This window comes from Stutzerimonas stutzeri (assembly GCF_013522825.1).
Classification (GTDB): domain Bacteria; phylum Pseudomonadota; class Gammaproteobacteria; order Pseudomonadales; family Pseudomonadaceae; genus Stutzerimonas; species Stutzerimonas stutzeri_AK.
Genome location: NZ_JAAMQZ010000022.1, coordinates 59,361 through 83,082, shown reverse-complemented (window position 1 = coordinate 83,082; position 23,722 = coordinate 59,361). Strand labels below are relative to the sequence as shown.

31 protein-coding genes are annotated in these 23,722 nt (G+C 65.0%); 10 read left to right on the top strand and 21 right to left on the bottom strand.

Annotation, left to right across the window (positions count from 1 at the left end; genetic code table 11):
* Positions 1 to 132: 132 nt before the first annotated feature.
* The 3 genes from G7020_RS14845 to G7020_RS14835 all read right to left on the bottom strand — a co-directional run bounded on the left by G7020_RS14845 (position 133) and on the right by G7020_RS14835 (position 3,736).
* Entirely contained in the window at positions 133 to 522 is a 390-nt protein-coding gene (locus tag G7020_RS14845) for a DUF1850 domain-containing protein (protein WP_181085757.1), read from the bottom strand.
* Positions 519 to 2,543, bottom strand: a complete 2,025-nt coding sequence (locus G7020_RS14840) for a TRAP transporter permease (protein WP_181085755.1) — start codon at positions 2,541 to 2,543, stop codon at positions 519 to 521. The genes G7020_RS14845 and G7020_RS14840 overlap by 4 nt, the downstream gene beginning before the upstream one ends.
* A gap of 239 nt (positions 2,544 to 2,782) precedes the next feature.
* Entirely contained in the window at positions 2,783 to 3,736 is a 954-nt protein-coding gene (locus G7020_RS14835; RefSeq protein WP_181085753.1) for a TAXI family TRAP transporter solute-binding subunit, read from the bottom strand.
* Positions 3,737 to 4,136: 400 nt separating this feature from the next.
* On the opposite strand from G7020_RS14835, the gene G7020_RS14830 reads away from it, so the two are divergent.
* From G7020_RS14830 to G7020_RS14820, 3 genes are all read left to right on the top strand, one after another.
* Entirely contained in the window at positions 4,137 to 4,379 is a 243-nt protein-coding gene (locus tag G7020_RS14830) for a hypothetical protein (RefSeq protein WP_181085751.1), read from the top strand.
* 116 nt (positions 4,380 to 4,495) lie between these two features.
* A complete protein-coding gene (gene bamE, locus G7020_RS14825) occupies positions 4,496 to 4,750 on the top strand; it encodes an outer membrane protein assembly factor BamE domain-containing protein (protein WP_181085749.1) in 255 nt (84 codons plus the stop codon).
* A gap of 29 nt (positions 4,751 to 4,779) precedes the next feature.
* Positions 4,780 to 5,322, top strand: coding sequence for a lipocalin family protein (locus tag G7020_RS14820; protein WP_181085747.1), 543 nt, complete (start codon positions 4,780 to 4,782; stop codon positions 5,320 to 5,322).
* Here the strand turns inward: G7020_RS14820 and G7020_RS14815 are convergent, their stop codons facing one another.
* Positions 5,323 to 5,784: a DUF2141 domain-containing protein gene (locus tag G7020_RS14815; protein ID WP_258189358.1), complete on the bottom strand. Its 462-nt coding sequence runs from the start codon at positions 5,782 to 5,784 to the stop codon at positions 5,323 to 5,325.
* Between the two features lie 32 nt (positions 5,785 to 5,816).
* Here G7020_RS14815 and G7020_RS14810 point away from each other — a divergent pair, with 32 nt between their 5' ends.
* The 4 genes from G7020_RS14810 to G7020_RS14795 are packed head-to-tail and all read left to right on the top strand — an operon-like array spanning position 5,817 to position 9,302.
* Positions 5,817 to 6,731, top strand: coding sequence for a dialkylrecorsinol condensing enzyme (locus G7020_RS14810; RefSeq protein WP_181085745.1), 915 nt, complete (start codon positions 5,817 to 5,819; stop codon positions 6,729 to 6,731).
* An 18-nt stretch (positions 6,732 to 6,749) separates the two neighbouring features.
* On the top strand, positions 6,750 to 7,907 hold the full coding sequence (locus G7020_RS14805; protein ID WP_181085743.1) for a beta-ketoacyl-ACP synthase III: 1,158 nt from the start codon (positions 6,750 to 6,752) through the stop codon (positions 7,905 to 7,907).
* The gene (locus tag G7020_RS14800) at positions 7,897 to 8,307 is read left to right on the top strand and encodes a hypothetical protein (protein WP_181085741.1); all 411 of its coding nucleotides are present in this window, start codon (positions 7,897 to 7,899) and stop codon (positions 8,305 to 8,307) included. Before G7020_RS14805 ends, G7020_RS14800 begins: the two co-directional genes overlap by 11 nt.
* Entirely contained in the window at positions 8,304 to 9,302 is a 999-nt protein-coding gene (locus G7020_RS14795) for a BtrH N-terminal domain-containing protein (RefSeq protein WP_181085739.1), read from the top strand. The genes G7020_RS14800 and G7020_RS14795 overlap by 4 nt, the downstream gene beginning before the upstream one ends.
* A gap of 284 nt (positions 9,303 to 9,586) precedes the next feature.
* Here G7020_RS14795 and G7020_RS14790 read toward each other — a convergent pair whose 3' ends face one another.
* The 6 genes from G7020_RS14790 to G7020_RS14765 are packed head-to-tail and all read right to left on the bottom strand — an operon-like array spanning position 9,587 to position 13,975.
* The gene (locus G7020_RS14790; RefSeq protein WP_181085737.1) at positions 9,587 to 10,168 is read right to left on the bottom strand and encodes a hypothetical protein; all 582 of its coding nucleotides are present in this window, start codon (positions 10,166 to 10,168) and stop codon (positions 9,587 to 9,589) included.
* Complete coding sequence (locus tag G7020_RS14785; protein WP_181085735.1) at positions 10,165 to 11,262, bottom strand: beta-ketoacyl synthase N-terminal-like domain-containing protein; 1,098 nt, start codon at positions 11,260 to 11,262, stop codon at positions 10,165 to 10,167. Before G7020_RS14785 ends, G7020_RS14790 begins: the two co-directional genes overlap by 4 nt.
* On the bottom strand, positions 11,259 to 11,525 hold the full coding sequence (locus G7020_RS14780) for an acyl carrier protein (protein WP_181085733.1): 267 nt from the start codon (positions 11,523 to 11,525) through the stop codon (positions 11,259 to 11,261). Before G7020_RS14780 ends, G7020_RS14785 begins: the two co-directional genes overlap by 4 nt.
* Positions 11,507 to 12,676 carry an ABC transporter permease gene (locus G7020_RS14775; RefSeq protein WP_336509724.1) on the bottom strand — a complete coding sequence of 390 codons (1,170 nt, stop codon included), beginning with the start codon at positions 12,674 to 12,676 and terminating at the stop codon, positions 11,507 to 11,509. Before G7020_RS14775 ends, G7020_RS14780 begins: the two co-directional genes overlap by 19 nt.
* Positions 12,677 to 12,690: 14 nt before the next feature.
* The gene (locus G7020_RS14770; RefSeq protein WP_181085729.1) at positions 12,691 to 13,575 is read right to left on the bottom strand and encodes an ABC transporter ATP-binding protein; all 885 of its coding nucleotides are present in this window, start codon (positions 13,573 to 13,575) and stop codon (positions 12,691 to 12,693) included.
* Positions 13,568 to 13,975: a beta-hydroxyacyl-ACP dehydratase gene (locus tag G7020_RS14765; RefSeq protein ID WP_181085727.1), complete on the bottom strand. Its 408-nt coding sequence runs from the start codon at positions 13,973 to 13,975 to the stop codon at positions 13,568 to 13,570. Before G7020_RS14765 ends, G7020_RS14770 begins: the two co-directional genes overlap by 8 nt.
* Before the next feature lie 183 nt (positions 13,976 to 14,158).
* On the opposite strand from G7020_RS14765, the gene G7020_RS14760 reads away from it, so the two are divergent.
* The 3 genes from G7020_RS14760 to dtd all read left to right on the top strand — a co-directional run bounded on the left by G7020_RS14760 (position 14,159) and on the right by dtd (position 16,236).
* The gene (locus G7020_RS14760; RefSeq protein WP_181085726.1) at positions 14,159 to 14,710 is read left to right on the top strand and encodes a methyltransferase family protein; all 552 of its coding nucleotides are present in this window, start codon (positions 14,159 to 14,161) and stop codon (positions 14,708 to 14,710) included.
* A gap of 117 nt (positions 14,711 to 14,827) precedes the next feature.
* On the top strand, positions 14,828 to 15,799 hold the full coding sequence (pip, locus tag G7020_RS14755) for a prolyl aminopeptidase (protein WP_181085724.1): 972 nt from the start codon (positions 14,828 to 14,830) through the stop codon (positions 15,797 to 15,799).
* On the top strand, positions 15,799 to 16,236 hold the full coding sequence (dtd, locus tag G7020_RS14750) for a D-aminoacyl-tRNA deacylase (RefSeq protein WP_181085723.1): 438 nt from the start codon (positions 15,799 to 15,801) through the stop codon (positions 16,234 to 16,236). Before pip ends, dtd begins: the two co-directional genes overlap by 1 nt.
* Before the next feature lie 4 nt (positions 16,237 to 16,240).
* Here dtd and G7020_RS14745 read toward each other — a convergent pair whose 3' ends face one another.
* The 11 genes from G7020_RS14745 to G7020_RS14695 all read right to left on the bottom strand — a co-directional run bounded on the left by G7020_RS14745 (position 16,241) and on the right by G7020_RS14695 (position 23,601).
* The gene (locus G7020_RS14745; RefSeq protein WP_181085721.1) at positions 16,241 to 16,627 is read right to left on the bottom strand and encodes a UPF0158 family protein; all 387 of its coding nucleotides are present in this window, start codon (positions 16,625 to 16,627) and stop codon (positions 16,241 to 16,243) included.
* A gap of 60 nt (positions 16,628 to 16,687) precedes the next feature.
* Positions 16,688 to 17,395, bottom strand: a complete 708-nt coding sequence (locus tag G7020_RS14740; RefSeq protein WP_181085719.1) for a 16S rRNA (uracil(1498)-N(3))-methyltransferase — start codon at positions 17,393 to 17,395, stop codon at positions 16,688 to 16,690.
* A complete protein-coding gene (gene tatC / locus G7020_RS14735; RefSeq protein ID WP_181085717.1) occupies positions 17,392 to 18,192 on the bottom strand; it encodes a twin-arginine translocase subunit TatC in 801 nt (266 codons plus the stop codon). The genes G7020_RS14740 and tatC overlap by 4 nt, the downstream gene beginning before the upstream one ends.
* On the bottom strand, positions 18,189 to 18,551 hold the full coding sequence (gene tatB / locus G7020_RS14730) for a Sec-independent protein translocase protein TatB (RefSeq protein WP_181085715.1): 363 nt from the start codon (positions 18,549 to 18,551) through the stop codon (positions 18,189 to 18,191). Before tatB ends, tatC begins: the two co-directional genes overlap by 4 nt.
* Before the next feature lie 3 nt (positions 18,552 to 18,554).
* Positions 18,555 to 18,785, bottom strand: coding sequence for a twin-arginine translocase TatA/TatE family subunit (gene tatA, locus G7020_RS14725; protein ID WP_181085713.1), 231 nt, complete (start codon positions 18,783 to 18,785; stop codon positions 18,555 to 18,557).
* Between the two features lie 22 nt (positions 18,786 to 18,807).
* Complete coding sequence (locus tag G7020_RS14720) at positions 18,808 to 19,140, bottom strand: phosphoribosyl-ATP diphosphatase (protein WP_181085711.1); 333 nt, start codon at positions 19,138 to 19,140, stop codon at positions 18,808 to 18,810.
* The gene (gene hisI / locus G7020_RS14715) at positions 19,133 to 19,528 is read right to left on the bottom strand and encodes a phosphoribosyl-AMP cyclohydrolase (protein ID WP_181085709.1); all 396 of its coding nucleotides are present in this window, start codon (positions 19,526 to 19,528) and stop codon (positions 19,133 to 19,135) included. Before hisI ends, G7020_RS14720 begins: the two co-directional genes overlap by 8 nt.
* Positions 19,529 to 19,577: 49 nt before the next feature.
* The gene (ubiB, locus tag G7020_RS14710) at positions 19,578 to 21,188 is read right to left on the bottom strand and encodes a ubiquinone biosynthesis regulatory protein kinase UbiB (protein WP_181085708.1); all 1,611 of its coding nucleotides are present in this window, start codon (positions 21,186 to 21,188) and stop codon (positions 19,578 to 19,580) included.
* The gene (locus tag G7020_RS14705; protein WP_181085706.1) at positions 21,185 to 21,808 is read right to left on the bottom strand and encodes a ubiquinone biosynthesis accessory factor UbiJ; all 624 of its coding nucleotides are present in this window, start codon (positions 21,806 to 21,808) and stop codon (positions 21,185 to 21,187) included. Before G7020_RS14705 ends, ubiB begins: the two co-directional genes overlap by 4 nt.
* Entirely contained in the window at positions 21,808 to 22,578 is a 771-nt protein-coding gene (gene ubiE, locus G7020_RS14700; RefSeq protein WP_181085704.1) for a bifunctional demethylmenaquinone methyltransferase/2-methoxy-6-polyprenyl-1,4-benzoquinol methylase UbiE, read from the bottom strand. The genes G7020_RS14705 and ubiE overlap by 1 nt, the downstream gene beginning before the upstream one ends.
* 153 nt (positions 22,579 to 22,731) lie before the next feature.
* On the bottom strand, positions 22,732 to 23,601 hold the full coding sequence (locus tag G7020_RS14695; protein ID WP_181085702.1) for an alpha/beta fold hydrolase: 870 nt from the start codon (positions 23,599 to 23,601) through the stop codon (positions 22,732 to 22,734).
* Positions 23,602 to 23,722 lie beyond the last annotated feature (121 nt).

The following is a 23,722-nucleotide window of genomic DNA, read 5'->3' as shown; positions in this document are numbered from 1 at the left end:
GAGTGCAGCGTTATCTACGTCACAAGCTCGAAGCTTAAGGGCGGGTACTACTTGCACTCTCTCCCCCGATGATCAGCCGGGGACTATCGCCTCCTGAAAGGCTGCAGTCGAGATACAAGGTCGGGTCGCGCTTTATCGATCCGATGCGCAGCTCCACAGCTCCAGCGCAGGCCGCTCCGCCGTCGGCGGGCCGAGCCATTCGCTCAGCGCGTGGCATGTACCTTCGAAGCACAACTGGTAATCCCCGGCTTCGGGGGTGCGCCCCACGCGCAGTGGCTGCATCGGTGGCAGCTGGCGCCGGTAGTGCCAGCTGCCGTCGCGCAGTTCGGCGTCGTCCGGGGCATCCATTCCGGCGCCGCTGCCCTTGATCCGCGCTTCGCCGAGCAGCAGGCCGTCCGGCGTCACGCGGTAGTCTTCTTCCCAGCGGATCTTTTCGATCGTATGGTTCCAGGCCAGGGTGAAGGATGGTGTGGGCAGCTGCGCCCACACCACGCCCGCCAACCCCAGGCAGAGCCCGATCACGCCACCGCCGGCTCGGCACGACGGGCGCGCCAGAGGTGCTGGGCGATCAGGGCGATGCCCAGTACGAAGCCGATTTCATCGCTGATCGGCAGCGCCAGGATCAGCGCGACGCCAGCGGCGAAGGCCCACAGGCGTTCCCAGATCGGCATGCGCAGGCTCAGGTGGCCGGTCACCGCCATGCCCCACAGGCACACCGCGAAGACCGTCTTGACCACCATGTACCCCGTGGCCAGCCAGCTGTCGCCCTGCATCATCAGCGCCGGGTCGTAGACCGCCATGAACGGCACGACGAAGCCGGCGGCGGCGATGCGGATCGCCCAGAGGCTGATCTTGAAGCCGTTTTCCCGTGCGATCGGCGCCGCGGCGAAGCAGGCCAGCGCCACCGGCGGCGTCAGGTCGGCCATCAGCCCGAAGTAGAAGACGAACATGTGCGAGACGATCAGCGGCACACCCAGCTGCTCCAGTGCCGGGGCGGCGATGGCGCTGGTGATGATGTAGTTGGGAATGGTCGGGATGCCCATGCCCAGCACCAGGCAGGTGATCATGGTCAGCACCAGCGAGAGGAACAGGTTGTTCTCGCCGATGGCCAGGATGTAGCCGGCGAAGGTGCTGGCGATGCCGGTCAGCGAGACGATGCCGATGATCACCCCCACCAGCACGCAGGCGATGCCCACCGGCACTGCATGGCGCGCGCCTTCCACCAGGGCGAACAGGCAGGCGCGAAGAGTCTCGCGACCGCCCTGGATGAACCAGCAGACCGCTACCAGTGCGCCGATGACGCCGAAGATCACCCCGATGCCGAGCTGGAAGAAGCCGGCGCAGAGTACGCCCAGCGCGATCCAGAAGGCGCCGCGCAGCCAGAAGCTGCTGGCCTTGAGGATGATCGCCGAGCCGAGGATGACGATGGCGGTCAGTGCCAGGCCCACGGTGCCGGAGAACATCGGCGTGCGGCCGGAGAACAGCAGGTAGACCAGCACGAACAGCGGGATCAGCAGATACCAGCGCTCCTTGACTGAACCCCAGGCGCTCGGGCACTGGTCCTTCGGCAGGCCCTTGAGGTTCTTGCTGCGGGCTTCCAGGTGCACGATCCAGAACACCGCGAAGAAGTACAGCATCGCCGGGATCAGCGCCGCCTTGGCCACCTCGACGTACGGCACGTTGATGGTTTCGGCCATGATGAAGGCTACCGCGCCCATCACCGGCGGCATGATCTGCCCGCCCATGCTGGCCGTGGCCTCCACTGCGCCGGCGAAGGCCGGACGGTAGCCGAAGCGCTTCATCAGCGGAATGGTGAACTGGCCGGTGGTAACCACGTTGGCCACGCCGGAGCCGGTGATGGTGCCCATCAGCGCGGATGACACCACCGATACTTTGGCCGGGCCACCGGTCTTGTGGCCGAACATGCCCATGGCGAAGTCGGTGAACAGCTTGATCATCCCGGCCTGCTCGAGGAAGGAGCCGAACAGGATGAAGAGGAAGATATAGGTCGCCGAGACATAGGTCGGCGTGCCGTAGAAGCCTTCGGTGCCGAACGACAGCTGGTTGACGATCTGATCGAAGCCATAGCCGCGATGGGCGAAGTCGCCCGGCAGGTACTCGCCGAGCAGGCCGTAGGCGAGGAAGATCGCGCAGATGGTCGGCAGTGCGATACCCATCACCCGGCGCCCGGCCTCGAACACCAGCACGATCAGGATGATGCCGATGATCATGTCGGTGCCGGTCAGGTCACCCGAGCGCTGAACCAGGTCGCCCTCGAAATACCATTGATAGAAAGCCGTCGCCATGCCGGCCAGGCCGAGCAGCCAGGCCAGTGGCTGCCAGGGGCGGCCATTACCTTTGGCCGGGTAGCAGAGAAACACCATCAGCAGCAGGAAGCCGACGTGGCCCGCGCGTAGCACCTGGCTGGATACCGGGTGGAAGGCGGCAGTGATGATCTGGTACGTGGAAAACAGCAGGGCGACGTAGAACAACGTCTTCGGCCATTCGCTGGGACTGCTGTGCAGCCCTTGGGTCTCGCTCATGGGATGGCTCTCTGAAAAAACAGCTTCAAGCTGTGAGCTTCAAGTTTCAAGCCGTCAGTGCGGGGTTCGATGCCCGTCGCTGATGCCTGAACACTGCGTTGTTTCAAGCTCCGAAGCCTGTAGGTCGGGTCACGTTTCACCGACCCGACGAGCGAATGAGCAGACACTGTGAAAGGCAGTACCTTGCCCGTCGGATTACGCCTTCGGCTAATCCGACCTACACGGCTTGCAGCTTGCCGCTACTTGAGCACGCCGGCTTCCTTGTAGTAGCGCTCGGCGCCCGGATGCAGCGGGATCGGCAGGCCTTCGGTGGCGGTTTCCAGCTTGATGTCCTTGGCTGCCGAGTGTGCGCTGGACAGGTGATCGAGGTTCTCGAAGATGCGCTTGGTCATCTGGTAGGCGACCTCGTCGGAAACCTTCTCGTGGCTGACCAGGATATTGGTGATGGCAGCGGTCGGAACGTCGGCGTCCTGACCGTCATAGGTGCCTGCCGGAATCATCTTCGGCTGGTAGGCGGCGCTGCCGATCTTGGTCACCACGTCCTCGGGTACCGCCACGAAGGTGATCGGGACCATGGCAGCCAGGTCGCGGATCGCGGCCATGCCCAGGCCCGAGGACTGCAGGGTGGCATCCAGCTGGCGGTTCTTGATCAGTTCGACCGATTCGGCATAGGGCATGAACTCCACGCGACCCATATCCTCGTAGGTCAGGCCGGCGGCCTTGAAGATCGCGCGGGCGTTGAGCTCGGTACCGGATTTCGGCGCGCCGACGGAGATGCGCTTGCCCTTCAGGTCTTCCAGGGTCTTGATCCCGGATTCCTTGCTGGCAACGATGTGGATGTAGTTCGGGTAGGTCGCCGCGATGGCGCGCAGACGCTTGAGGGGTGCCTTGAAGCCGGCATCTTCGACGCCGTTCCAGGCATCGTCCACCGAGTCGCCCAGGGAGAAGGCCAGCTCGCCACGACCCGCTTGCAGCAGGTTGAGGTTTTCTACCGAGGCCTTGGTGGCCTGAACGGAAGTCCTGGCGCCATCGATCTTGTTGTACTGCTGCGACAGGGCCACGCCGATGGGGTAGTAAACGCCGCTGGTGCCGCCAGTGAGGATGTTGATGAAGGTCGGTGCGGCTACAGCTGCCGTACTGGCGGTGAACGCCGCTGCTGCAGCGAGCAGGCCCAGGCTTTTGGTCAGTCTCATGGTGGATCTCCGTTTCGTTTTTATTGGATGACGCAGCATCACGATAGACGATTGCCTCGGCGTGCAGGTAGCGACCGAGTGGACAAGCAGGGCAGCGTTGGTGCTGGAAGCATCCCGCAAGGCGGGTTTATCGCTGCAATCTTCTTGTCGTTAGTATCGCATCGAGTGCTTATGCTCTGCAGAAGCCGTGCCAGCCTCAACTCACCCATCCAGACGGGTTCGTACAAGAAAGATGAAGGCTGATCGGCGGAAAACCGCTTATGGGGTCTTCGATATGGGCAATATTGCGCTCATGGGGGTGGCGCGGTGTCGCCGAGGACCGGGAGCGGGCGCCGGGTGGTGCTTGTGCAACCTGCCGATGGCGCTACAGTAGTCCCGTCCTTTCCAGCGAAGCCCGACCATGCGTGTGCTGCTTTTCGCGTTCAGCCTGACAGTGCCGCTGCTGGCGAGCGCCGCCCCGGCGCCCTATTACCAGTGGCAAAGCAAGACCGATGGCACGGTCATCTGCCGGCAGACCCCGCCTGGACATGGCTGGGAACGTCTCAGCGATCAGCCGTTTCGCGATCTCAACTGCACGATGCCCGCCACCCGAATGGATCGTCCCGGTGCGATACCGGGTTTTCGCCCGCAGCCGGGGCGCTGACACCCCTGCCAGGTACCGCGACAAAGGGCGATGGGGGAGGTCTGAAGGTAGTCCAGCACTAGCCAGCCTATGTATGAGGCTTACCTATACTGCGAATGCTGCTTTGGGGGTGAACCATGTCGTTGCGTTATTTCGGGCTGCTGGCCGGACTGCTGGCCATCGCGGGTTGCAATCCCGTCACCCAGGAAAACTTCGCCAAGCTGGAAGCCGGCATGTCGCGCCAGCAGGTGGAAGAACTGCTCGGCAAGCCGGGCGAATGTGCCGGGGCGCTGGGCATGTCCAGCTGTACCTGGGGGCAGAAGAACCGCTTCATCAGCATTCAGTTCGCCGGGGACAAGGTCATGATGTTTTCCGGCCAGGGCCTGAAATAAGTCAGCGTCTCGAGACAGGAGAGAGAACCATGCGTATCGCAGTAGCTCTGTTCAGTGCCTTATTGCTGGCCGGGTGCGCCAGCTCCAACGCCGTCGATGCGCCACGGACGGTAGGTGACGTCGATCTGCAGCGCTATCAGGGCACCTGGTACGAACAGGCGCGGCTGCCGATGTTCTTCCAGCGTGACTGCGTTCGCGCCGAGGCGCGTTACCGGCTGCAGGACGAGGGCCGCGTCGAGGTGGTCAACCGCTGCGAAACGGCAAGCGGCGAGTGGAAGGAAGCCAGGGGCGAGGCGGTGCCGCAGCAGCCGGGCCGCACCGACAAGCTCTGGGTGCGCTTCGACAACTGGTTCAGCACTCTTTTCCCCGGCCTGAGCAAGGGCCATTACTGGGTGCTCTATCTGGATGACGACTACAGCGTCGCGCTGGTCGGCAGTCCGGATCGCGACTACCTCTGGCTGCTGTCGCGCGAGGAGCGGATCGACCCGGCGACGCGCGAACGTCTGCTCGACGAGGCGCACAGGCGTGGCTACGACACCGACGAGCTGATCTGGCGCGGCGAGGCTCGCTGATTACCGCTCCGTTTCGTCCGCAGCGCGCTGGGCGGCACCCCGCTGGCGCAGTTCGATCGACACCAGGCTAGGGGCCTCGCCATGTTCGAAGGCACAACCCGAGGGTGCGGGTTTGCCCTTGAACAGGCGCGGGTTGCTGGAGAATCCCACCGGCTCGGTTGGCAGGCCTCGGGGCGTGAGGTCGAGCCGGCCATTGGCGTTCACGTCGACGAACAGTTGCACCGCATAGCGTCCGGGCGGGACATCGTGGAAAACGAGCGCCTCCCGAGAACCGCTCATCCGCTGCAAGGGCGCGTCCCAGCGCGTCGCGTCGGCCGAATGCAGCTCGGCATGCAGCACGCCTTGGGCGACATTCTCGACCTGCAACCGAATATCCGCCGCCTGCGCCGCAGCCACGCCGGTCGTCACAAGGCCGGCAAAGAGCCATGTGCGCGTTACATTCTGATTTACATGCTGTGGCATAATCGCGACCATTTTCGGGGACTGAAGTTTCGATGCGCCAGGTATTGGTCGTTCACTATTCGCAAACGGGGCAGCTCGGCCGGCTGGTGCAGTCCGTCTGTGCGCCGCTGCTGGCGCGTGACGATGTGCAGCTGGACTTCCTCGCCGTGCAACCGGCCACACCTTATCCCTTTCCCTGGCCGTTCCTCACCTTTTTCAGCATCTTCCCCGAAACCGTGCTGATGCGACACGAACCACTGCAGCCGCTGCAGGTGGATGCGAACAAGCGCTACGACCTGGTGATCCTCGCGTACCAGGTCTGGTTCCTCTCGCCGTCGCGGCCCATCACCAGCTTCCTCGCCTCGCCGGAAGCGGCGCGGCTGCTGCGGGGTACGCCGGTGGTGACGCTGATCGGCTGCCGCAACATGTGGCTGATGGCCCAGGAAAAGCTCAAGGCACGCCTCGATGCGCTGGGTGCGCGGCTGCTGGACAACATCGTGCTGACCGACGCATGCGGCAGCGCGGCGAGTTTCCTGGCCACGCCGCTGTGGATGTTCACCGGTCACCAGCAACCCTTCGCCTGGCTGCCCAAGGCGGGCATCAGCGAGGCCGAGATCGCCGGTGCGCAGCGCTTCGGCGTGGCCATCGGCGAGCGCCTGGCGCAAGACGGCCCCATCGAACAGCCGATGCTGCGCGGCCTGGGCGCGGTGCGCATCGATGAAAAACTGATCGCCAGCGAGCGCGTCGGCACCCGCAGTTTCAAGGCTTGGGGCACGCTGCTGGCGGCGCTCGGCCCGCAGCACAGCCTGCGCCGACGTGCCGGGCTGATCGTCTATATCGTCTTTCTGCTGAGCCTGATCCTCACCGTGGTGCCGGTCACCGCATTGCTGAAAAAGCTGCTTAGCCCCCTGACCCGCGCCCGGATCCAGCGGGAAAAAGCCTATTTTGCCGCGCCGTCCGGCGAATAACGTTTCGAGGACCGTCCCGTGGCCAAGCCCGTCTACATCAATCGCATCAGCGCCTGCCTGCCGCACGACCCGGTGGACAACGAGCAGATGGAAGCACGCCTCGGTCAGGTCGGCGACCGTCCTTCGCGGGCGCGTTCCATCGTCCTGCGCCGCAATGGCATTCGCCAGCGCCACTACGTGATCGATCCGGCCACCGGCGAGCCGAGCATGACCAACGCGCAGCTGTCCGCCGAGGCCGTTCGCGGCCTGGCCAGCCCCGCCGAGCTTGCGGAGCTGCAGTGCCTGGTGGCCGCCACCTCCTCGCCGGACCAGACCCTGCCCGGCCATGCGGTGATGGTGCATGGCGAACTGGGCAATCCGCCCTGCGAGGTGGTGACCACCGCGGGCATCTGCCTGTGCGGCGTCAGCGCGCTGAAATACGCCTGGCTCAACGTGGCCAGCGGCGAGAGCCGCAACGCTGTGGCCTGCGGGTCGGAAGTCGCCTCGGCGCTGATGCAGGCGCGCAACTTCAGCGCCGAGATCGACAGCGCCGCCGAAGAGCTGGAGCGTCGCCCCGAACTGGCCTTCGAGAAGGATTTCCTGCGCTGGATGCTCTCCGACGGCGCCGGTGCGGTCTGGCTGGAAGACCGCCCCAACCCCGAGGGCCTGAGCCTGCGCATCGACTGGATCGACATTCTGTCCTTCGCCGACCGCTTTCCGGCCTGCATGTACGGCGGCGCGGACAGGCAGGGCGAGCGCCTGGTCGGCTGGAGCCGCATGGATGTCGAGGAACGCAACCGCCGCTCGGTGATGGCCATCAAGCAGGACGTCAAGCTGCTCAACGAGAACATCGTCCAGGTCACCGTCGAGGAGGCGCTGCAACGCATCCGCCGCCGCCGCGAGATGCGCGCCGAGGACATCGACTGGTTCCTGCCGCACTATTCCTCGGAGTTCTTCCGCGACCGTCTGGCCGAAGGCCTGGCCCGCATCGACTTCGCCATTCCCCAGCAGCGCTGGTTCACCAACCTGACGCGCAAGGGCAATACCGGCGCAGCCTCCTTCTTCATCATGCTCGACGAGCTGTTCCACAGCGGCCAGCTCCGTGCCGGCCAGCGCCTGCTGGGCTACGTGCCGGAAAGTGGCCGCTTCTCCAGCGCCTTCCTGCACATGACCGTGGTCCGGCCCGATGAGGCTTGACGAGGTCCCGCAGGACCCCGACAGCAGCTACGGCGGCCACAGCAAGCTGCTCTACGCCGTGGACGAACAGGGCCGCTACCGGGGTACCCAGAGCGCTGGCTGGGAGCCCGAGTCCTACGCCACGCAACTGGCCGTGGCGCAGCTGGAAGAGCAGGAAGCCCAGGCCCTGGCCGAGTGGCAAAGCGGGCAAGCCTCGCCGCTGAAATGCCTGATGTACCGCTACCGACTCGACGAGCCGGCGCTGGCGCAGATCACCGGCTTCTGGCAGTGGCGCATCCGCCGGCATTTCCGCCCAGCCATCTATCGCCGTTTGACTAGCAAGCAGCTGGCGCGCTACGCCGAGGCCTTCGGCCTGGACGTCGTCGAACTGATCCGCTACCAGCAGGAGTTGCCGCGATGAGCGCCTTCCAGCACCGCCAGAGCGCCCACTGCGAAAGCGGGGTGATGGCCAACCTGCTGACCCATGCCGGCCTGCCCATGAGCGAGCCGATGGCCTTCGGCCTGGCTTCGGGGCTGGCGTTCGCCTATCTGCCCATCGTCAAGCTCGGCGGCATGCCGCTGATCGCCTACCGGATGCCGCCGAAACACATCATCAGGACGCTGAGCAAGCGCCTCGGCGCGCGGCTGCACACGGCCACCTTCCGCCAGCCGGAACAGGGCCGCCTGGCGCTGGACCGCGCCCTGGCCGAGGGGCGCCTGGCCGGGCTGCAAAGCTCGGTGTTCTGGCTGCCGTACTTTCCGCCGGAGATGCGCTTTCACTTCAACGCGCACAACCTGCTGGCCTACGGTCGTGATGGCGACGACTACCTGCTCAGCGACCCGGTCTTCGAAGAGCCGGTGCGCTGCGCCAGCGCCGACCTGCAGAAGGCGCGCTTCGCCAAGGGTGCGCTGGCCGCCAAGGGGCTGATGTACTGGCTCGAAGATGTGCCGCCGGAACAGGACTGGGATCGCCTGGTGCGCCAGAGCCTGGTGTCCACCACGCGCATCCTCGACGGCATGCCGTTGCCCTGGATCGGCATTCGTGGCATCCGTCACCTGGCCGCGCAGATCCGCAAGCTCGATCCGGCCCAGGCGAAATACAACCGGCTCTACCTCACCCATATCGTGCGCATGCAGGAGGAGATCGGCACCGGCGGCGCGGGTTTCCGCTTCATGTACGCCAGCTTCCTGCAGGAATCCGGCACGCTGCTGGGCGATCCGGCACTCAACGACATGGCCACGCAACTGACCCGCATCGGCGACGACTGGCGCCAGTTCGCCTCGGCCTGCGTGCGCCAGTCGCGCAACAAGCAGGGCGACGGCGACTTCAATGCCATTGCCGGGATGCTGGACGGTATCGCGGTGCAGGAACGCGAGCTGGTGCGACGGTTGGCCGGCTGGGCCAAGCGGCGCTGATCCGGCACTGATCGTGCCAATGCTCCTGCGTGGGCACGCATGGGTGGCTTGCACGCCGAAGTTGTAGGTCGGATTAGCCGAAGGCGTAACCCGACAATTCGAAGGCGTAATCCAACGTTCGAGACATCATCCGGGTGTAATGCCTTGGCATCTCTTGCATCTGACCGTTCGTCGTCGGGTCGGTGAGGCGTGACCCGACCTACCAGACTGGCGGGTTGGGCCAGGGGCTTGTAGGGCCGAATTTATTCGGCCACGGATACAAAGCCAGCCGAACAAGTTCGGCCCTACACGGATGTCGAGTCAGTCCCCAGTTCCAGCCGAACAACCTCCACCGAATCGCTCAGCACGGAGAAATCCCGTGCGCTGAGCGCGTCGCCACCCGGCTCCAGCACCAGCGCCTGAGCGCTGAAGCCGTCCTGCTGATCTTCCTCGACCAGCAGCACCAGCGCCTGGCGTACCTGTGCCCGCTCCAGGTCGTTACCGGCCAGGTCGAGCAGGTGCCCCCAGACCTGCGGCCCCGCGCCGATGAACAGGTTCGGCCCCTGCAGCCCCAGTTGCTGCGCCACGTGGAAACCCGCGGCATTGCTGACGCTGTTGACGAACTCGAAGGGCTTGGGCAGCCGCTGCTGGGCGCAGACGTTCTCCAGCAGGGCGAACATGTTCTGCCGCGCCGGGTAGGTGGCGGCGAGATAGAGCCCGCTGTCCGCCTGCATGTGTGCCTTCAGCGGCGCGGCGGCGAGCAGCGCCAGCAGGGTCAGGCGATCGGTGCGTCGTGGCGGGCTGGACAGGTAAGTACCGAGGGCGGCCTTGAGCTGGCTGTCGCTGTGGTTGCAACCGCGAACCTCGCTGGCGGCGATCACCTTCATGCTGGAATTCCTTGCAGTACCAGGCTGGCGTTGTTGCCGCCGAAGCCGAAATAGTTGGCCAGCAGCAGGCTGCCGGAGGCCACCGACAGCGGCCCGGCGGCCAGCGGCAGCAACGCCTGCTCGGTGTAATCGCAGCCCGGCAGCGCGCCCTGGCGCAGGCTTTCCAGCAGCAACAGGGTTTCGCTGAGGCCACAGGCACCCAGGGTGTGCCCCAGATAGGGCTTGAGCACGCACAGTGGCGGCAGTGCGTGGGCGAAGGTGCGGCGCATGCCGTTGCTTTCGGCCTGATCGTTGGCGGCGGTGGCGGTGCCGTGCAGCTTGACCAGGGCGATTTTCGCCGTTGTGGTTCGTGCGCTGTGCAGGGCGCGGCGCATGACCCAGTCGATATGGCTGCCGTCCTCGGCGGTGTTGGTCAGGCTGCTGGTGTCGCAGGCGCTGAAGCCGCCGAGCAGCTTCGCTAGTGGCTCCGGGCCGGGTTCGCCGGTGAGCATCACGCTGGCGTAGGCTTCGCCGAGAATCAACCCGTCGCGTTCGGCATGGAAGGGCCGGTAGGCGGCGCTGGGGCTGGTCAGTTCGAGCACGCCGAAGCCTTGCCGGGTGACTTCGCTGGGCGTCTCGAAGGCCAGCACCAGGGCGCGGCGATAGTGATTGCGGGCCACCAGCCGCGCGCCATACAGCAGCGCATTGGCGGCACTGGTGCAGGCGGTGTTGAGGGTGAAGGCGCCGGCGAAACCCCATTCCTGGCGCAGCTCTTCGGCGAGGGCATCGAGTGCCGGGGCCATCGGGTTGCCGGTCGCCTCGCCGGCTTTCACCCGCGCCTCGATGGCGACGATATCCAGGGTGGTGGAGGCCAGGATCAGCAGGCAGTCGTCCAGCGCGCCGTCGCTGCTGGCGGCGACCAGCTGGTGCAGGCGCTGGCGCAGGGCGAGCGATGCGCCAGCCACGGCCAGGTAGGGTCGTCGCTCGTTGCGTTCATGCAACTCGAACCATTCCGGCTGCGGCAACCGGCCTTGCCGGCAGGCCGTCGCGGCGGCGTGCAGGTCTTCGCCCAGTGCGCTGCACAGCTGCGCGCGTTGCAGGTAGACCGGCTTCATGAAGCCTGCCGGATGAACGTGGCGATGCTGTCGATGCTATTGAGGATGCGCCGGCCATCCTTGGCGCCTTCGATGCGCACACCGTAATGCTGTTGCAGGGCCAGCGACACCTGCAGGGCGTCGAGGCTGTCCATCTGGATGCGGCTCTGCTGGCCGAACAGCGGCTCGTCGTCGGCGATGCTCTGCCAGTCGATGTCGTCCTGCTTGTCGCACTCGCGGATCAGCAACTGCTTGAGCGCCTGTTTTAGTTGTGTGTCGTCCATTGCGTGTCGTTCAGTCGTTTGAGAAACAGGAACAGCGCCGCGGCGCCGACGATTGCCGCGAACAGCAGCAGCCGGGCGCACCAGGGCGCAACGTCGGAAAGCGAGCCCTGGCCGACCAGCAGCGCCAGGAAGGCGTCCAGCGCCCAGCTCATGGGTGAAATCTCCGCCAGCCGGGCCATGGCCTCGGGCATCACGCTCCTGGGCACCATGATGCCGCCGATGGCGGCGAGAATCAGGTTGATGCCGCCGCTGAGCATCAGCGCCTGCTCGCCGCTGCGCGCCAGGCTGGCGATGGCCAGTCCCAGACTGCAGGCCGCCAGCGCCAGGCAACCGGCCAGCAGCACATAGGCCGCGACGCTGCCCGGCAGTTGCAGACCGGGCAAGCCGAGCAGCGGCAGCGCCCAGACGCCGATGGCCAGCAGCAAGGCGAACTGCAGCAGGTTGATCGCCAGATACGGCAGCAGCTTGCTCAGCGCCAGGGTGCCCATGCTGACGCCCAGGCAGCGCAGGCGCAGCAGGACGCCGCTCTGCTGCTCGCGCTGGAATCCGTTGGCCATCGGCAGCATGACGAAGAACATGCCGAAGATCAGCCAGGCCGGCACGCTGTGCTGGCTGGCGTTGGCGCGCTGGGCGAGGGCGCCGCTGGCCAGTTGTTGCTGTTCGTCGATGCGCACTGCGGTGCGCTGTGTGACCAGCGCCAGCCGTTCGTCCTGCGTCGAGTCGGGATCGAGCTCGCCGCTGTCGAGCAGGAAGGTCATCAGCCGTGTCTGCGCCAGTGCCACCTGTACTGCCGCGCGCAGGCGCTGGCGGGTCAGGGCGTCGGTGGCGGCGGGAAAGACCAGGCCCAGGCTGGCCTGTTCGGTATCCAGCAACTGCTCGGCGAAGTCGGCGCTCAGGCGCACCCGTGGCAGCGGCTGGTCGCTGGCATCCAGCATTTGGCCGTCGGGCAGTTGCTGGCCCAGCGCGGCGGCGAAGAAGGCGCTCTGCTCGCTGGCCTGGGGAATTTCCAGTTCGAGGCTCAGCGCCGGTAGGCGATCCTGATTGACCTCGGCCAGGGCGAAGGCCATCAGCAGAACGAACAGCGCCGGCATCAGGAACAGTACCGCCAGCGCATGGTAGTCGCGCGTGAGCAAAAGGAATTCCTTGCGCACCAATGCTCCGAGCCTCACAGCGAACCTCCGCTGAGGTGCAGGTAGAGCTGTTCCAGCGAAGGGCGTCCAAAGCGCAGCAGATTGGGCGGCTGCGGCTGGTCGGCGATGAACTGGCACAGGCGCGCCAGCTGGGCGCTGTCGATGCGCTCGATGCGACAGCCGCGGGTGGTCGGCAGGCATTCGAGCTGCAATTGCGCGAGCAGTGCGTCGAAGCCGCTGGGCGGCGCCGCGGGCCATTCCAGCAACAAGCCGTGGTCATCGCCGAGCAGCTGGCGCTTGTCCAGGTCGAGGTGCACCTGGCCTTCGGCGAGGAGGACGATCCGCTGCGCCAGGCGTTCGATCTCGTCCAGGTAATGGCTGGTGTAGATCACCGCGCAGCCCTCGCGGGTGAGCGTTTGCACAGCATCGAGCAGCAGCTCGCGCGAGTGCGCGTCGACACCCACCGTGGCCTCGTCGAACAGGTACAGGCCGGCGGGCTGGAGCAGGCCGATGGCGAAATTGAGCCGACGCTGCTGCCCGCCGGACAGGCGCGCCGCACGCTGCCCGAGCAGTCGTTCGAGGCGGGTTGCGTGAATGCAGCGCTGCAGTCCTGTGTTACGTTCGGCGCCGCGCAGCCGGTAGAGATCGGCGAACAGCTGAAGGTTTTCCCGAACGCTCAGCTCGGCATAGAAGGCCGGTTGCTGCGGCACTAGGCCGATTCCGGGTTCGCCGTGCCAGCGGATTTCGCCTTGCTGCGGCTGGCGCAGGCCGGCGATCAGCGAGAGCAGGGTGGTCTTGCCGGCGCCGTTGCTGCCCAGCAGGCCGACGCATTCGCCTGCGGCGATGCGTAGATCGATGCCGTCCAGCGCCGGCCGTTCGGCGTCGGGATAGCGGAAGCTCAGGTCATGCAGCTCAAGCATGGACGAGAACCAGCAACAGGCGACCATCGAGCAGCCGCCGCTCGTTGCTGTGAATGCTGAACGCGTAGAGCGCGCCGGCCGGGCTGAGCGCTTCCCGGGTCGCGCTGACCAGCAGCGGGCCATTGCGCTCGGCGGGTTCGTGGTGCAGTTGCAGCGCGCTCAGCTTGCCCACCAGCGCCATCTCGATGGATTTTCCGTCGCCGTATAGGGCACCATGCGCGCCGCATAATTGCGCCGCCGCCTCGAACAGCAGGCAGGGCGAGGCGTCAGGACCGAATGGCTGCAGATGGGACCAGGCGCTCAGGCCGCTGATGCTGCTGGCGTCGTGTTCGACCACGCAGTCCAGCCAGAGCGCAGGCCCCTGATGCGGCAGCAGGCTGAGCAGTTGGGTTCGATCCATCGTGAAGACTGCGTGAATATTGGCGGGCCGAAGTGTATCAGATGGCCCCATGAGGGTGCCGTCCACATGGTGGGCTACCAGGCTGTTGAAAAACGTAGACGAGGCAGGCAAGAGGAGCCTGTTTAACGACGTATTGCCAACGCAGGTGGTTTTTCAACGGCCTGAAACGCTCGAAGGAGATTAATGATGCTGCAGGCTGGTTTTTTCCTGCTGGGTACGCTGATCCTGGCCTGGCTGTCGCGTGCCTCGTTGCGCCAGCCGCGCTCGCACGGCTTCCCGCGTTTTCTGGCCTGGGAGGCGATCCTTGCACTGCTGGCGCTCAATGGTCCGGTCTGGTTCGATGACCGCTATGCCGCGCACCAGATGGTGTCCTGGGTGTTGCTGCAGACTTCCATCGCCGTGCTGATCGCCGGGCTGTACATGCTGCGGCGCGTCGGCAAGACGGATCAGGCGCGCGGGGATGACGAACTGTTCGCCTTCGAGAAAACCTCGCAGCTGGTGACCGTGGGCATCTTCAGGTACATCCGCCATCCCATGTACTGCTCGCTGTTGCTGCTGGCCTGGGGCATCTTCTTCAAGCAGCCGGGGCTGCTCGGCCTGCTGCTGGCGCTGGCCGCCTCGTTGTTCCTGTGGCTGACGGCGCTACGTGACGAGGAAGAATGCCTGGCCTACTTCGGCGAGGACTATCGCCACTATATGCGGCGCAGCAAACGCTTTATCCCCTTCGTTCTGTAGCCATTGCCAAGCGGCCTGAAAGCGGTGTCGCCACGGCTGATTTCCAGACGGGCATGCCGAACCCGGTGAACCCCGTTATGATGCCTGAACCCCGCAGCACAGAACCTGGAGTGTGCCATGCAGACCTTGCATCCGGAGATCAAACCCTACGCGCGGCATGAGCTGGCGGTCGAAGCGCCGCATGTGCTTTACGTCGACGAAAGCGGTTCGCCGGACGGTCTGCCAGTGCTGTTCGTGCATGGTGGCCCGGGCGGTGGCTGCGATGCCCTGAGTCGGCGTTTCTTCGACCCCAACCTGTACCGCATCATCACCTTCGATCAGCGCGGCTGCGGTCGCTCGACACCCCATGCCAGCCTGGAAAACAACACCACCGCGCATCTGATCGCCGACATGGAGCGCATCCGCGAATTTCTCGGCATCGACAAATGGGTGCTGTTCGGTGGCTCCTGGGGTTCGACGCTGTCGCTGGCCTATGCCCAGGCGCATCCCGAGCATGTGCATGCGCTGATCCTGCGCGGCATCTTCCTTTGCCGCCCGCACGAGTTTTCCTGGTTCTATCAGGAGGGCGCCAGCCGCCTGTTCCCCGACTACTGGCAGGACTTCATCGCGCCGATTCCGCCGGAAGAGCGCGGCGACCTGATGCAGGCGTTCTACAAGCGTCTGACCGGCACCGACCAGATCGCCCAGATGCACGCAGCCAAGGCCTGGTCCTGCTGGGAAGGGCGGACCGCCACGCTACGGCCCAGCCATGACGTGGCGGAGCGCTTCGCCGATACTCACCGGGCGCTGGCCATGGCGCGGATCGAGTGCCACTACTTCGTCAACGATGGCTTTCTCGAACCTGACCAGCTGTTGCGCGACATGCACAAGATCGCGCACCTGCCGGCCATCATCGTCCATGGCCGTTATGACGTTATCTGCCCACTGGAAAACGCCTGGCAATTGCACGAGGCCTGGCCCGGCAGCGAACTGCAGATCATCCGCGAAGCGGGGCACTCGGCTACCGAGCCAGGCATCTGCGACGCGCTGGTGCGTGCCGCCAGTGGTATCGCCCACCGGCTGTTGAACCTGCCGCCCGAGGATGCCTGATGAAGGCATTGATCCAGCGTGTGCGGAAGGCGCGGGTCGAAGTGGCCGGCGAGATCGTCGGAGCCATAGATCAGGGGCTGTTGGTGCTGGTCGGCGTCGAGCGTGAGGATGACCGTGCCCGTGCGGACAAACTGTTGCACAAGCTGCTGCGCTATCGGGTATTTGCCGACGACGAGGGGCGGATGAATCGCTCGCTGAGCGATATCGGCGGCGGCCTGCTGCTGGTTTCGCAATTCACCCTGGTCGCCGATACCCGCAGTGGGTTGCGACCGAGTTTCTCCAGTGCCGCATCGCCGGCGCAGGGCGAAGAACTTTACGAGTATCTGCTGGCCCAGGCGCGGCAGCAGCATGCCTTGGTCGCCAGCGGTCGCTTTGGTGCCGATATGCAGGTGCATCTGCAGAACGACGGCCCGGTGACCTTTCTGCTGGAAAGCTGAGCGTCTAGCGTCCGGAAGGCTCCAGCCCGTTGTCGTGCAGCCAGGTGATGGCGTATTCGCGCAGCTGGACGGCCTGGTAGTCGAGCCAGGCCTGGCGCACTTCGGGAAAATCCTCCAGCTTGAAATCAAAGGTGCGCAGAGGCCTGCGACTGCGCAAAGCGGTGCTCAGTACGGCATGGGCGTTGGGATCGTGCTGGGTGAACAGGAAGGCCTCGCGCATGGCGATGGACTGCGGCAGGTCGAGCGCTTCGATATGCAGGAAACGGTCGAGCTGGACGTCGTATTTCTCATCGGCGCCTGGACGCGATTCCCCCGGAAATACAGCGCGGATTTCGCCGCTTTCCAGATCCAGGTAATGCTCGCAGGCATCGCGCGCATCCATTGCGTGCATTACGTTTATCGGTACTGGTTCGCGTTCTGACGAGATGGCTTGTTCAGCCAGGCGGGTTCTTCAGAAAAGCCGTGCCAGCAGCGCGCTGACGGCGGTCTCGACCCGCAGGATGCGTTCGCCCAGCTGCACCGGCGTGAGACCGGCCTCGCTCAGCTTCTCCACTTCATAGGGTATCCAGCCACCTTCGGGGCCGATGGCCAGGGTGACCGGGCGTTCCACCGCGCGTGGGCAGTGCGGAAAATCACCGGGATGACCGACCAGTCCAAGGCTGCCGGCGGCGAGCTGCGGCAGGCGGTCCTCGACGAAGGGCTTGAAGCGCTTTTCGATGATGACCTCGGGTAGCACCGTGTCGCGTGCCTGTTCAAGGCCGAGTAACAGCTGTTCACGAATCGCTGCTGGCTCCAGAAAGGGCGTCTGCCAGAAGCTCTTTTCCACTCGATAGCTGTTGAGCAGCACCAGCCGTGGTACGCCCATGGTGGCGACCGTCTGCAGCACGCGACGGAGCATCTTCGGGCGCGGCAGGGCCAGCAGCAGGGTGATGGGCAGCTTGGCTGGTGGTGGCTGGTCGAAGGTGACCTGCAGCTCGGCAGACGCCATGTCCAGGCGCAGCAGTCGGCCTTCGCCCATCTCGCCGCCAAGCAGGCCGACCCGCAGGGTTTCACCGGCCTCGGCGCGGTGGACTTCCTGCAGGTGCTTCAACCGGCGGCCATCGAGCAGCACCCGGTCGGCGGCAACGAAATCCGCCGGCTCCAGCAGCAGCAGGTTCACGGACGCGAGACGGGTGGTTGGTCGCGCTCGGGCTTGTCTTCATCGGCGTCGCCGCGAAATTCCGCTTCGCGCTTGCTGATCATGCTGCCGCAGATCACACCGGCCTCGAACAGCAGCCACATCGGCACAGCCAGCAGCGTCTGCGAGAATACGTCGGGCGGCGTCAGCACCATGCCGATCGCGAAGCAGCCGACGATCACGTAGGGACGACTCTTGCGCAGTGTCGCCACATCGACGAGGCCGACCCAGATCAGCAGGAAGGTTGCCACCGGAATCTCGAAAGCCACCCCGAAGGCGAAGAACAGCGTCAGCACGAAATCCAGGTATTGGCCGATATCGGTCATCATTGCCACGCCTTCGGGCGTCACGCTGGCGAAGAAGCCGAACATGATGGGGAAGACCACGAAATAGGCGAATGCCATGCCGGCATAGAACAGGATGATGCTGGAAATCAGCAGCGGTACGGCGATGCGCTTCTCATGCTTGTACAGACCCGGAGCGATGAAGCCCCAGATCTGGTGCAGGATCACCGGCATCGACAGAAACAGCGACACCATCAGGGTCAGCTTGAACGGCGTCAGGAACGGCGAGGCGACGCCGGTGGCGATCATGGTCGCGCCTTCCGGCAAGTACGTGCGCAGGGGCGCTGCCACCAGAGCGTAGATCTGTTGCGAGAAATAGAACAGGCCGGCGAACAGCAGCAATATCGCCACTACGCAGCGCAGTAGACGCTTGCGCAGTTCGGTCAGGTGAGCGATCAGGGGCATTTCCTGATCGGTGCCGGTATCGTGACTCATGGTTCGGGGGATCTGTCCGTGCGAGGAGCGGGGGCTGATTCGACAGGCGTGGCCGTTTCGGTCGGTTTGGCCGGTTCAGTCGATTCGGTCGGGGCTTTGGTGGTGCTGGAGGAGGGTGGCATGATGCTCTCCTTCAGCTCCTTCTCAAGGTCGAGAATGCGCTCGTTATGCAGCTGGCGGCGGATTTCGTCGGCGCCGATCTCTCGCTCGACCTCGGCCTTGATGTTGCTGAAACTGCGTTTCAGGCGGCCTACCCACAAGCCGGCAGTGCGCACCGCGCCGGGCAGACGCTCGGGGCCGAGTACGAACAGGGCCACCAACCCGACCAGGAGCAGTTCAGTGAAACCGATATCGAACATGCCTCAGTTCTTCTTGGTCGGATCTTCGACCTTGCGGGCCTCGGCGTCGATGGTGTGGCTCTGCTTCTCTTCGACACCGGGCTTTTCCTCATCGGCGCCCATCGACTTGCGGAAACCCTTGATCGCATCGCCCAGGTCCGAACCCAGGCCCTTGAGGCGCTTGGTGCCGAACAGCATGACGACGATCAGCAGGATGATCAGGAGTTGCCAGACGCTTATTCCACCGAAACCCATGGTGCTACCTCCGAAAAATGAATCAGTTGTGCGGGCGCGCGGCTTTTTCCGCGTGCCCGGAAAGGCCGAAGCGGCGGTCCAGTTCGTCCAGTACCGCCTGGGGATGCTGGTCCAGCGCGGCCAGCATGACCAGGCTGTGAAACCACAGATCTGCGGTTTCACCGATCAGCTCGCGGGCATCGCCGCTGGCGGCGGCATCCTTGGCTGCAAGGATGGTTTCCACCGACTCCTCGCCAACCTTTTCCAGAATCTTGTTCAGGCCCTTGTGGTACAGGCTGGCCACGTAGGAGCTGTCCGGTTCGGCGCCCTTGCGGGCTTCCAGTACCTCGGCCAGACGGGCGAAGGTTTCACTCATGCTTGTGCTCCGCATAGATGGCGTGCGGGTCCTTGAGGACCGGCTCGACGGTTTTCCATTCGCCATTCTCGAACACCCGGTAGAAGCAGCTTTCCCGACCGGTATGGCAGGCGATGCCGCCCAGTTGCTCGACCATCAGCACGATCACGTCGGCGTCGCAGTCCAGGCGCAGCTCATGCAGTTTCTGGATGTGTCCTGACGCCTCGCCCTTGCGCCACAGCTTGCCGCGTGAGCGCGACCAGTAGATGGCGCGGTTTTCCTGCGTGGTCAGCGTCAGCGCTTCGCGGTTCATCCAGGCCATCATCAGGATGCGCCCGGTTTGGTAATCCTGCGCGATGGCCGGAACCAGGCCATCGGCGCTCCACTTGATCTCGTCCAGCCAGTTCATCGATTTCTCCGCTGATGGCGCCAAGTGTGCCAGCCCGAATCGGCCATGGCTATCGGCGCACGACGATGTACGCGCCGGCTCCCAGCATCAGCCACGCCGGCCAACTGCCGAAGGTGACGAATGACTCGGTGCCGGCAGCCAGAACAGCGCCACCGGCGAGCAGCGCTGCGCCAATCAGTCGCAGCGACCAGCCATGGTGGCGCTCGCGCCAGGGCGGTGCGGGATTGTCGGCATGCGGCTGCGACATGTGTTCGAGCAGCTCGCGGGCCATGCCGGCCAGGTGCGGTATCTGCTCGATCTGGCCCTGCACGTTCTTCAGCAGCTGCCTGGGGCTCATGCGCTCGCGCATCCAGCGTTCCAGGTAGGGCTGGCCGGTGCTCCACAGGTCCAGGTCGGGGTACAGCTCGCGGCCCAGGCCTTCGATGTTGAGCAGGGTCTTCTGCAACAGCACCAGCTGCGGTTGCACTTCCATGTTGAAGCGCCGCGCCACCTGGAACAGCCGAACCAGCAGCTGACCGAAGGAGATGTCCTTCAGCGGCTTCTCGAAGATCGGCTCGCATACGGTACGGATCGCCGCCTCGAACTCGTTGACCTTGGTTTCCGCCGGCACCCAGCCCGAATCGATGTGCAGCTGCGCCACCTTGCGGTAGTCGCGCTTGAAGAAGGCCATCAGGTTACGCGCCAGGTAATCCTGGTCTTCCGGTGTGAGGCTGCCGACGATGCCGAAGTCCACCGCGATGTACTGCGGGTTCCACGGCTGCTGGGTGCTGACGAAGATATTGCCGGGGTGCATGTCGGCATGGAAGAAGCTGTCGCGGAAGACCTGGGTGAAGAAGATCTCCACGCCGCGCTCGGCCAGCTGCTTCATGTCGGTGCGCTGCTCGGCCAGCCTGGCCATGTCAGTGACCGGCACACCGTAGATGCGCTCCATCACCAGTACCTGGGGGCGGCAGTAGTCCCAGTGGATCTGCGGTACATAGAGCAGCGGCGAGTCCTGGAAATTGCGTCTGAGCTGGCTGGCGTTGGCGGCTTCGCGCAGCAGGTCGAGCTCGTCGTGGATGGTCTTGGCGTAATCCTCGACCACTTCCACCAGATGCAGGCGGCGAGCGTCGATGGAGGCGCGCTCGGCAGTTCTGGCGAGCATGAACAGCCAGGCCAGATCCTGATTGATGATCGGCTTGAGATTGGGCCGCACCACCTTGACCACCACTTCCTCGCCGCTGCGCAGTTGCGCCGCATGCACCTGGGCCACCGAGGCGGAGGCCAGCGGCGTGCTGTCGAAACGGGCGAACACTTCGCCCACCGGCGCGCCCAGCTGGCGCTCGATCAGGGCAGTGGCGATGGCCGAATCGAAGGGCGGTACACGGTCCTGCAGCATCGCCAGCTCTTCGGCGATGTCCAATGGCAGCAGGTCGCGGCGGGTGGAAAGAATCTGCCCGAACTTGATGAAGATCGGTCCCAGTCCCTCCAGCGCCAGGCGCAGCCGCGCCCCGCGGGACAGTTCGCTGGAGCGCCGTGGCAGCCAGCGCCAGGGCAGCAGGTAGCTGCTCGCGCGCAGCCACCAGGGCATCGGCAGATCGAGGATGAGGTCGTCCAGGCGGTAGCGGATCACCACCAGCAGGATGCGGAACAGGCGGTGGATGGCGGCGAACGGCTTCATTCGGCTTGATCTGGTTGCAGGGAGTGGGTGAGGCGTTCGACCCGCGCTTCGAGGCGGTCGAGTGCCAGCTTGAGTCGGTCGAGTTCGGCGAAGCGGGCTTGCGCTTCGTTGTCGCCGACCAGGGTACGGGATTCCTCGTTGAGATAATCGGCCAGGTTCAGGCGCAGGCTGTCGCCGCTTTGCCTGGCCCAGGCGAGCGGCCCGCGCAGGCTGCTGCTGAGAAACTGGCTGGCGACCGGTCCGAGCCAGCGCGACACTTCGTATTCCCAGTCCAGTTCCAGATCCTGCAGCACTTCGGCAAGGTGCATCAGCAGGGCGCTGTCGCCGTCGATCTCGACTTCCGGGTCGTGCAGCACGGCGGTCTTGTTGCGGCTCGCGGCCAGACGCGCCAGGCTGGCTGCCGGCGCGCGCAGGCGGCAATCGGCGTCGCTGCCCCAGTCGGTCGCCAGCCGCAGGCCTTCGTCATCGGCCAGTACGAACAGGCGCCAGGCCGGCACCGTGCAGTCGATCTCGATGACGCGACCGCTCAGCCGCGCCAGTCGCGGCAGGGCGGTCGGATCCAGGCGCAGCACGCGGTTGATGCCGCGTTCGGCTGCGGCCAGCACGGCGAGCTGCAGCATCAGGGCTTGATGCCGCGATGCAGGGCGACGATGCCGCCGGTCATGTTGTGATAGGTCACGCGCTCGAAACCGGCGTCGGCCATCATGCCCTTGAGGGTTTCCTGGTCCGGGTGCATGCGGATCGACTCGGCCAGGTAGCGGTAGCTGTCGGCATCGTTGGTGATCAGCTTGCCCATCATCGGCAGCAGGCTGAACGAGTAGGCATCGTAGGCCTTGGAGAACAGCGGATTGGTGGGCTTGGAGAATTCCAGCACCAGCAGCCGTCCGCCCGGCTTGAGCACCCGCAGCATCGAGGCGATGGCATCTTCCTTGTGGGTGACGTTGCGCAGACCGAAGGCGATGGTGACCACGTCGAAGTGATTGTCCGGGAAGGGCAGCTTCTCGGCGTCGGCCTGGACGAAGCTGATGTTGCCCGCCACGCCCTTGTCCAGCAGCTTGTCGCGACCGACCCTGAGCATCGAGGCGTTGATGTCGGCCAGCACCACTTCGCCGGTGGGACCGACGATGCGCGAGAACTGGCGCGCCAGATCGCCGGTGCCGCCAGCGATGTCCAGCACGCGGTTGCCGTGCCGCACGCCCGACAACTCGATGGTGAAACGCTTCCAGAGGCGATGCACGCCGCCGGACATCAGGTCGTTCATCAGGTCGTACTTGGCGGCTACGGAATGGAAAACCTCGGCCACCTTGTGCGCTTTTTCGCTCTCCGCCACGTTCTTGTAGCCGAAGTGGGTGGTGGGTTCTGCGTCATGCTCTTTGCGAGGATCGGTCATGTCACTGTCACCGGAAGAATGTGCGGGGCATTCTAAACCTAAAAGGCAGCGGTGAGCTTCAAGCGGCAAGCCTCGAGAAAATTTGTCCGGGGCGTTCGGCTTCTATCGTGCGGATTGCCGCTTGCCAGACCCGTCGCCGGGTGCGCTCCTCGTTCAACGCTGACTCCGCTCCAGGAAATCCCGCGACAGGCGCGCCACTTCATCGAGGTGGGTTTCCAGCAGCCAATGGCCGCCATCCTCGAACAGGTGCAGCTCGGCGTTCGGCAGGTCGCGCAGGTAGGCCCGTGCCGACCCTTCGGGCATGTAGCCGTCGCGAGGGCCCCAGACGATCAGGGTGGGAGGCTGATGGTCGCGCAGGTACGCCTGGTAGCGGGGAAACCAGGCCAGGTTCTCCTTGAGCCCCGCGATCACCTGCACCGCGATTTCCTCGCGGCGCGGCGACATGAGCGCCCAATGCAGGTGCCAGAGATCCGGCGGGATGCGCTCGGCCAGTTCCGGCTCCACTTCGTTGAGAAACTCCTCCTCGAAGCCTTCGAGGCTGACCGCGTCGGCCAGCCCGGCGCGCGCCTGCGGGGCCGGGCTGGCGAAGAAGCGTTGCAGCGCGGCGTACTTGGGCCCCAGTTGGTCTTCGTAGATGTCGCCGTTCTGCACGATCAGCGCAGTAATGCGCTGCGGCTGGGCGATGGCCAGGCGCAGGCCGATCTGCGAACCGAAGTCGTGCAGGTAGAGCGCGAAGCGCTCGATGCCCAGCTGGCGGGTGAAGCGCTCGAGAAAATCGGCATAGCCATCGAAATCGTAGGCGAAGTCGTCCGGCGTCGCGCTGTAGCCGCAGCCTGGGAAATCCGGCGCGAGCAGCCGCCAGCGGTCGGCAAGCAACGGCATGAGGCCCCTGAATTCATAGGACGAGCAAGGGTAACCGTGAGGCAGTAGCACGACAGGCGCGTCCTGCGGCCCGGCGGCGCGGTAGAAGATGTCGATGCCGTCGAGATCGAGACGGTGGTGGGTAACATGGCAGACGGGCATGGCTGGGCTCCGGTAGTCGCAGGTGATGGGCGATTGACTACGTTCGAACCTGAGCTTTGACCGCGTGCGTGTCGGCGCGCTCGTCGTTTCCGCTGCCGTTGGGCGGGGAAGGTCAGGGGTG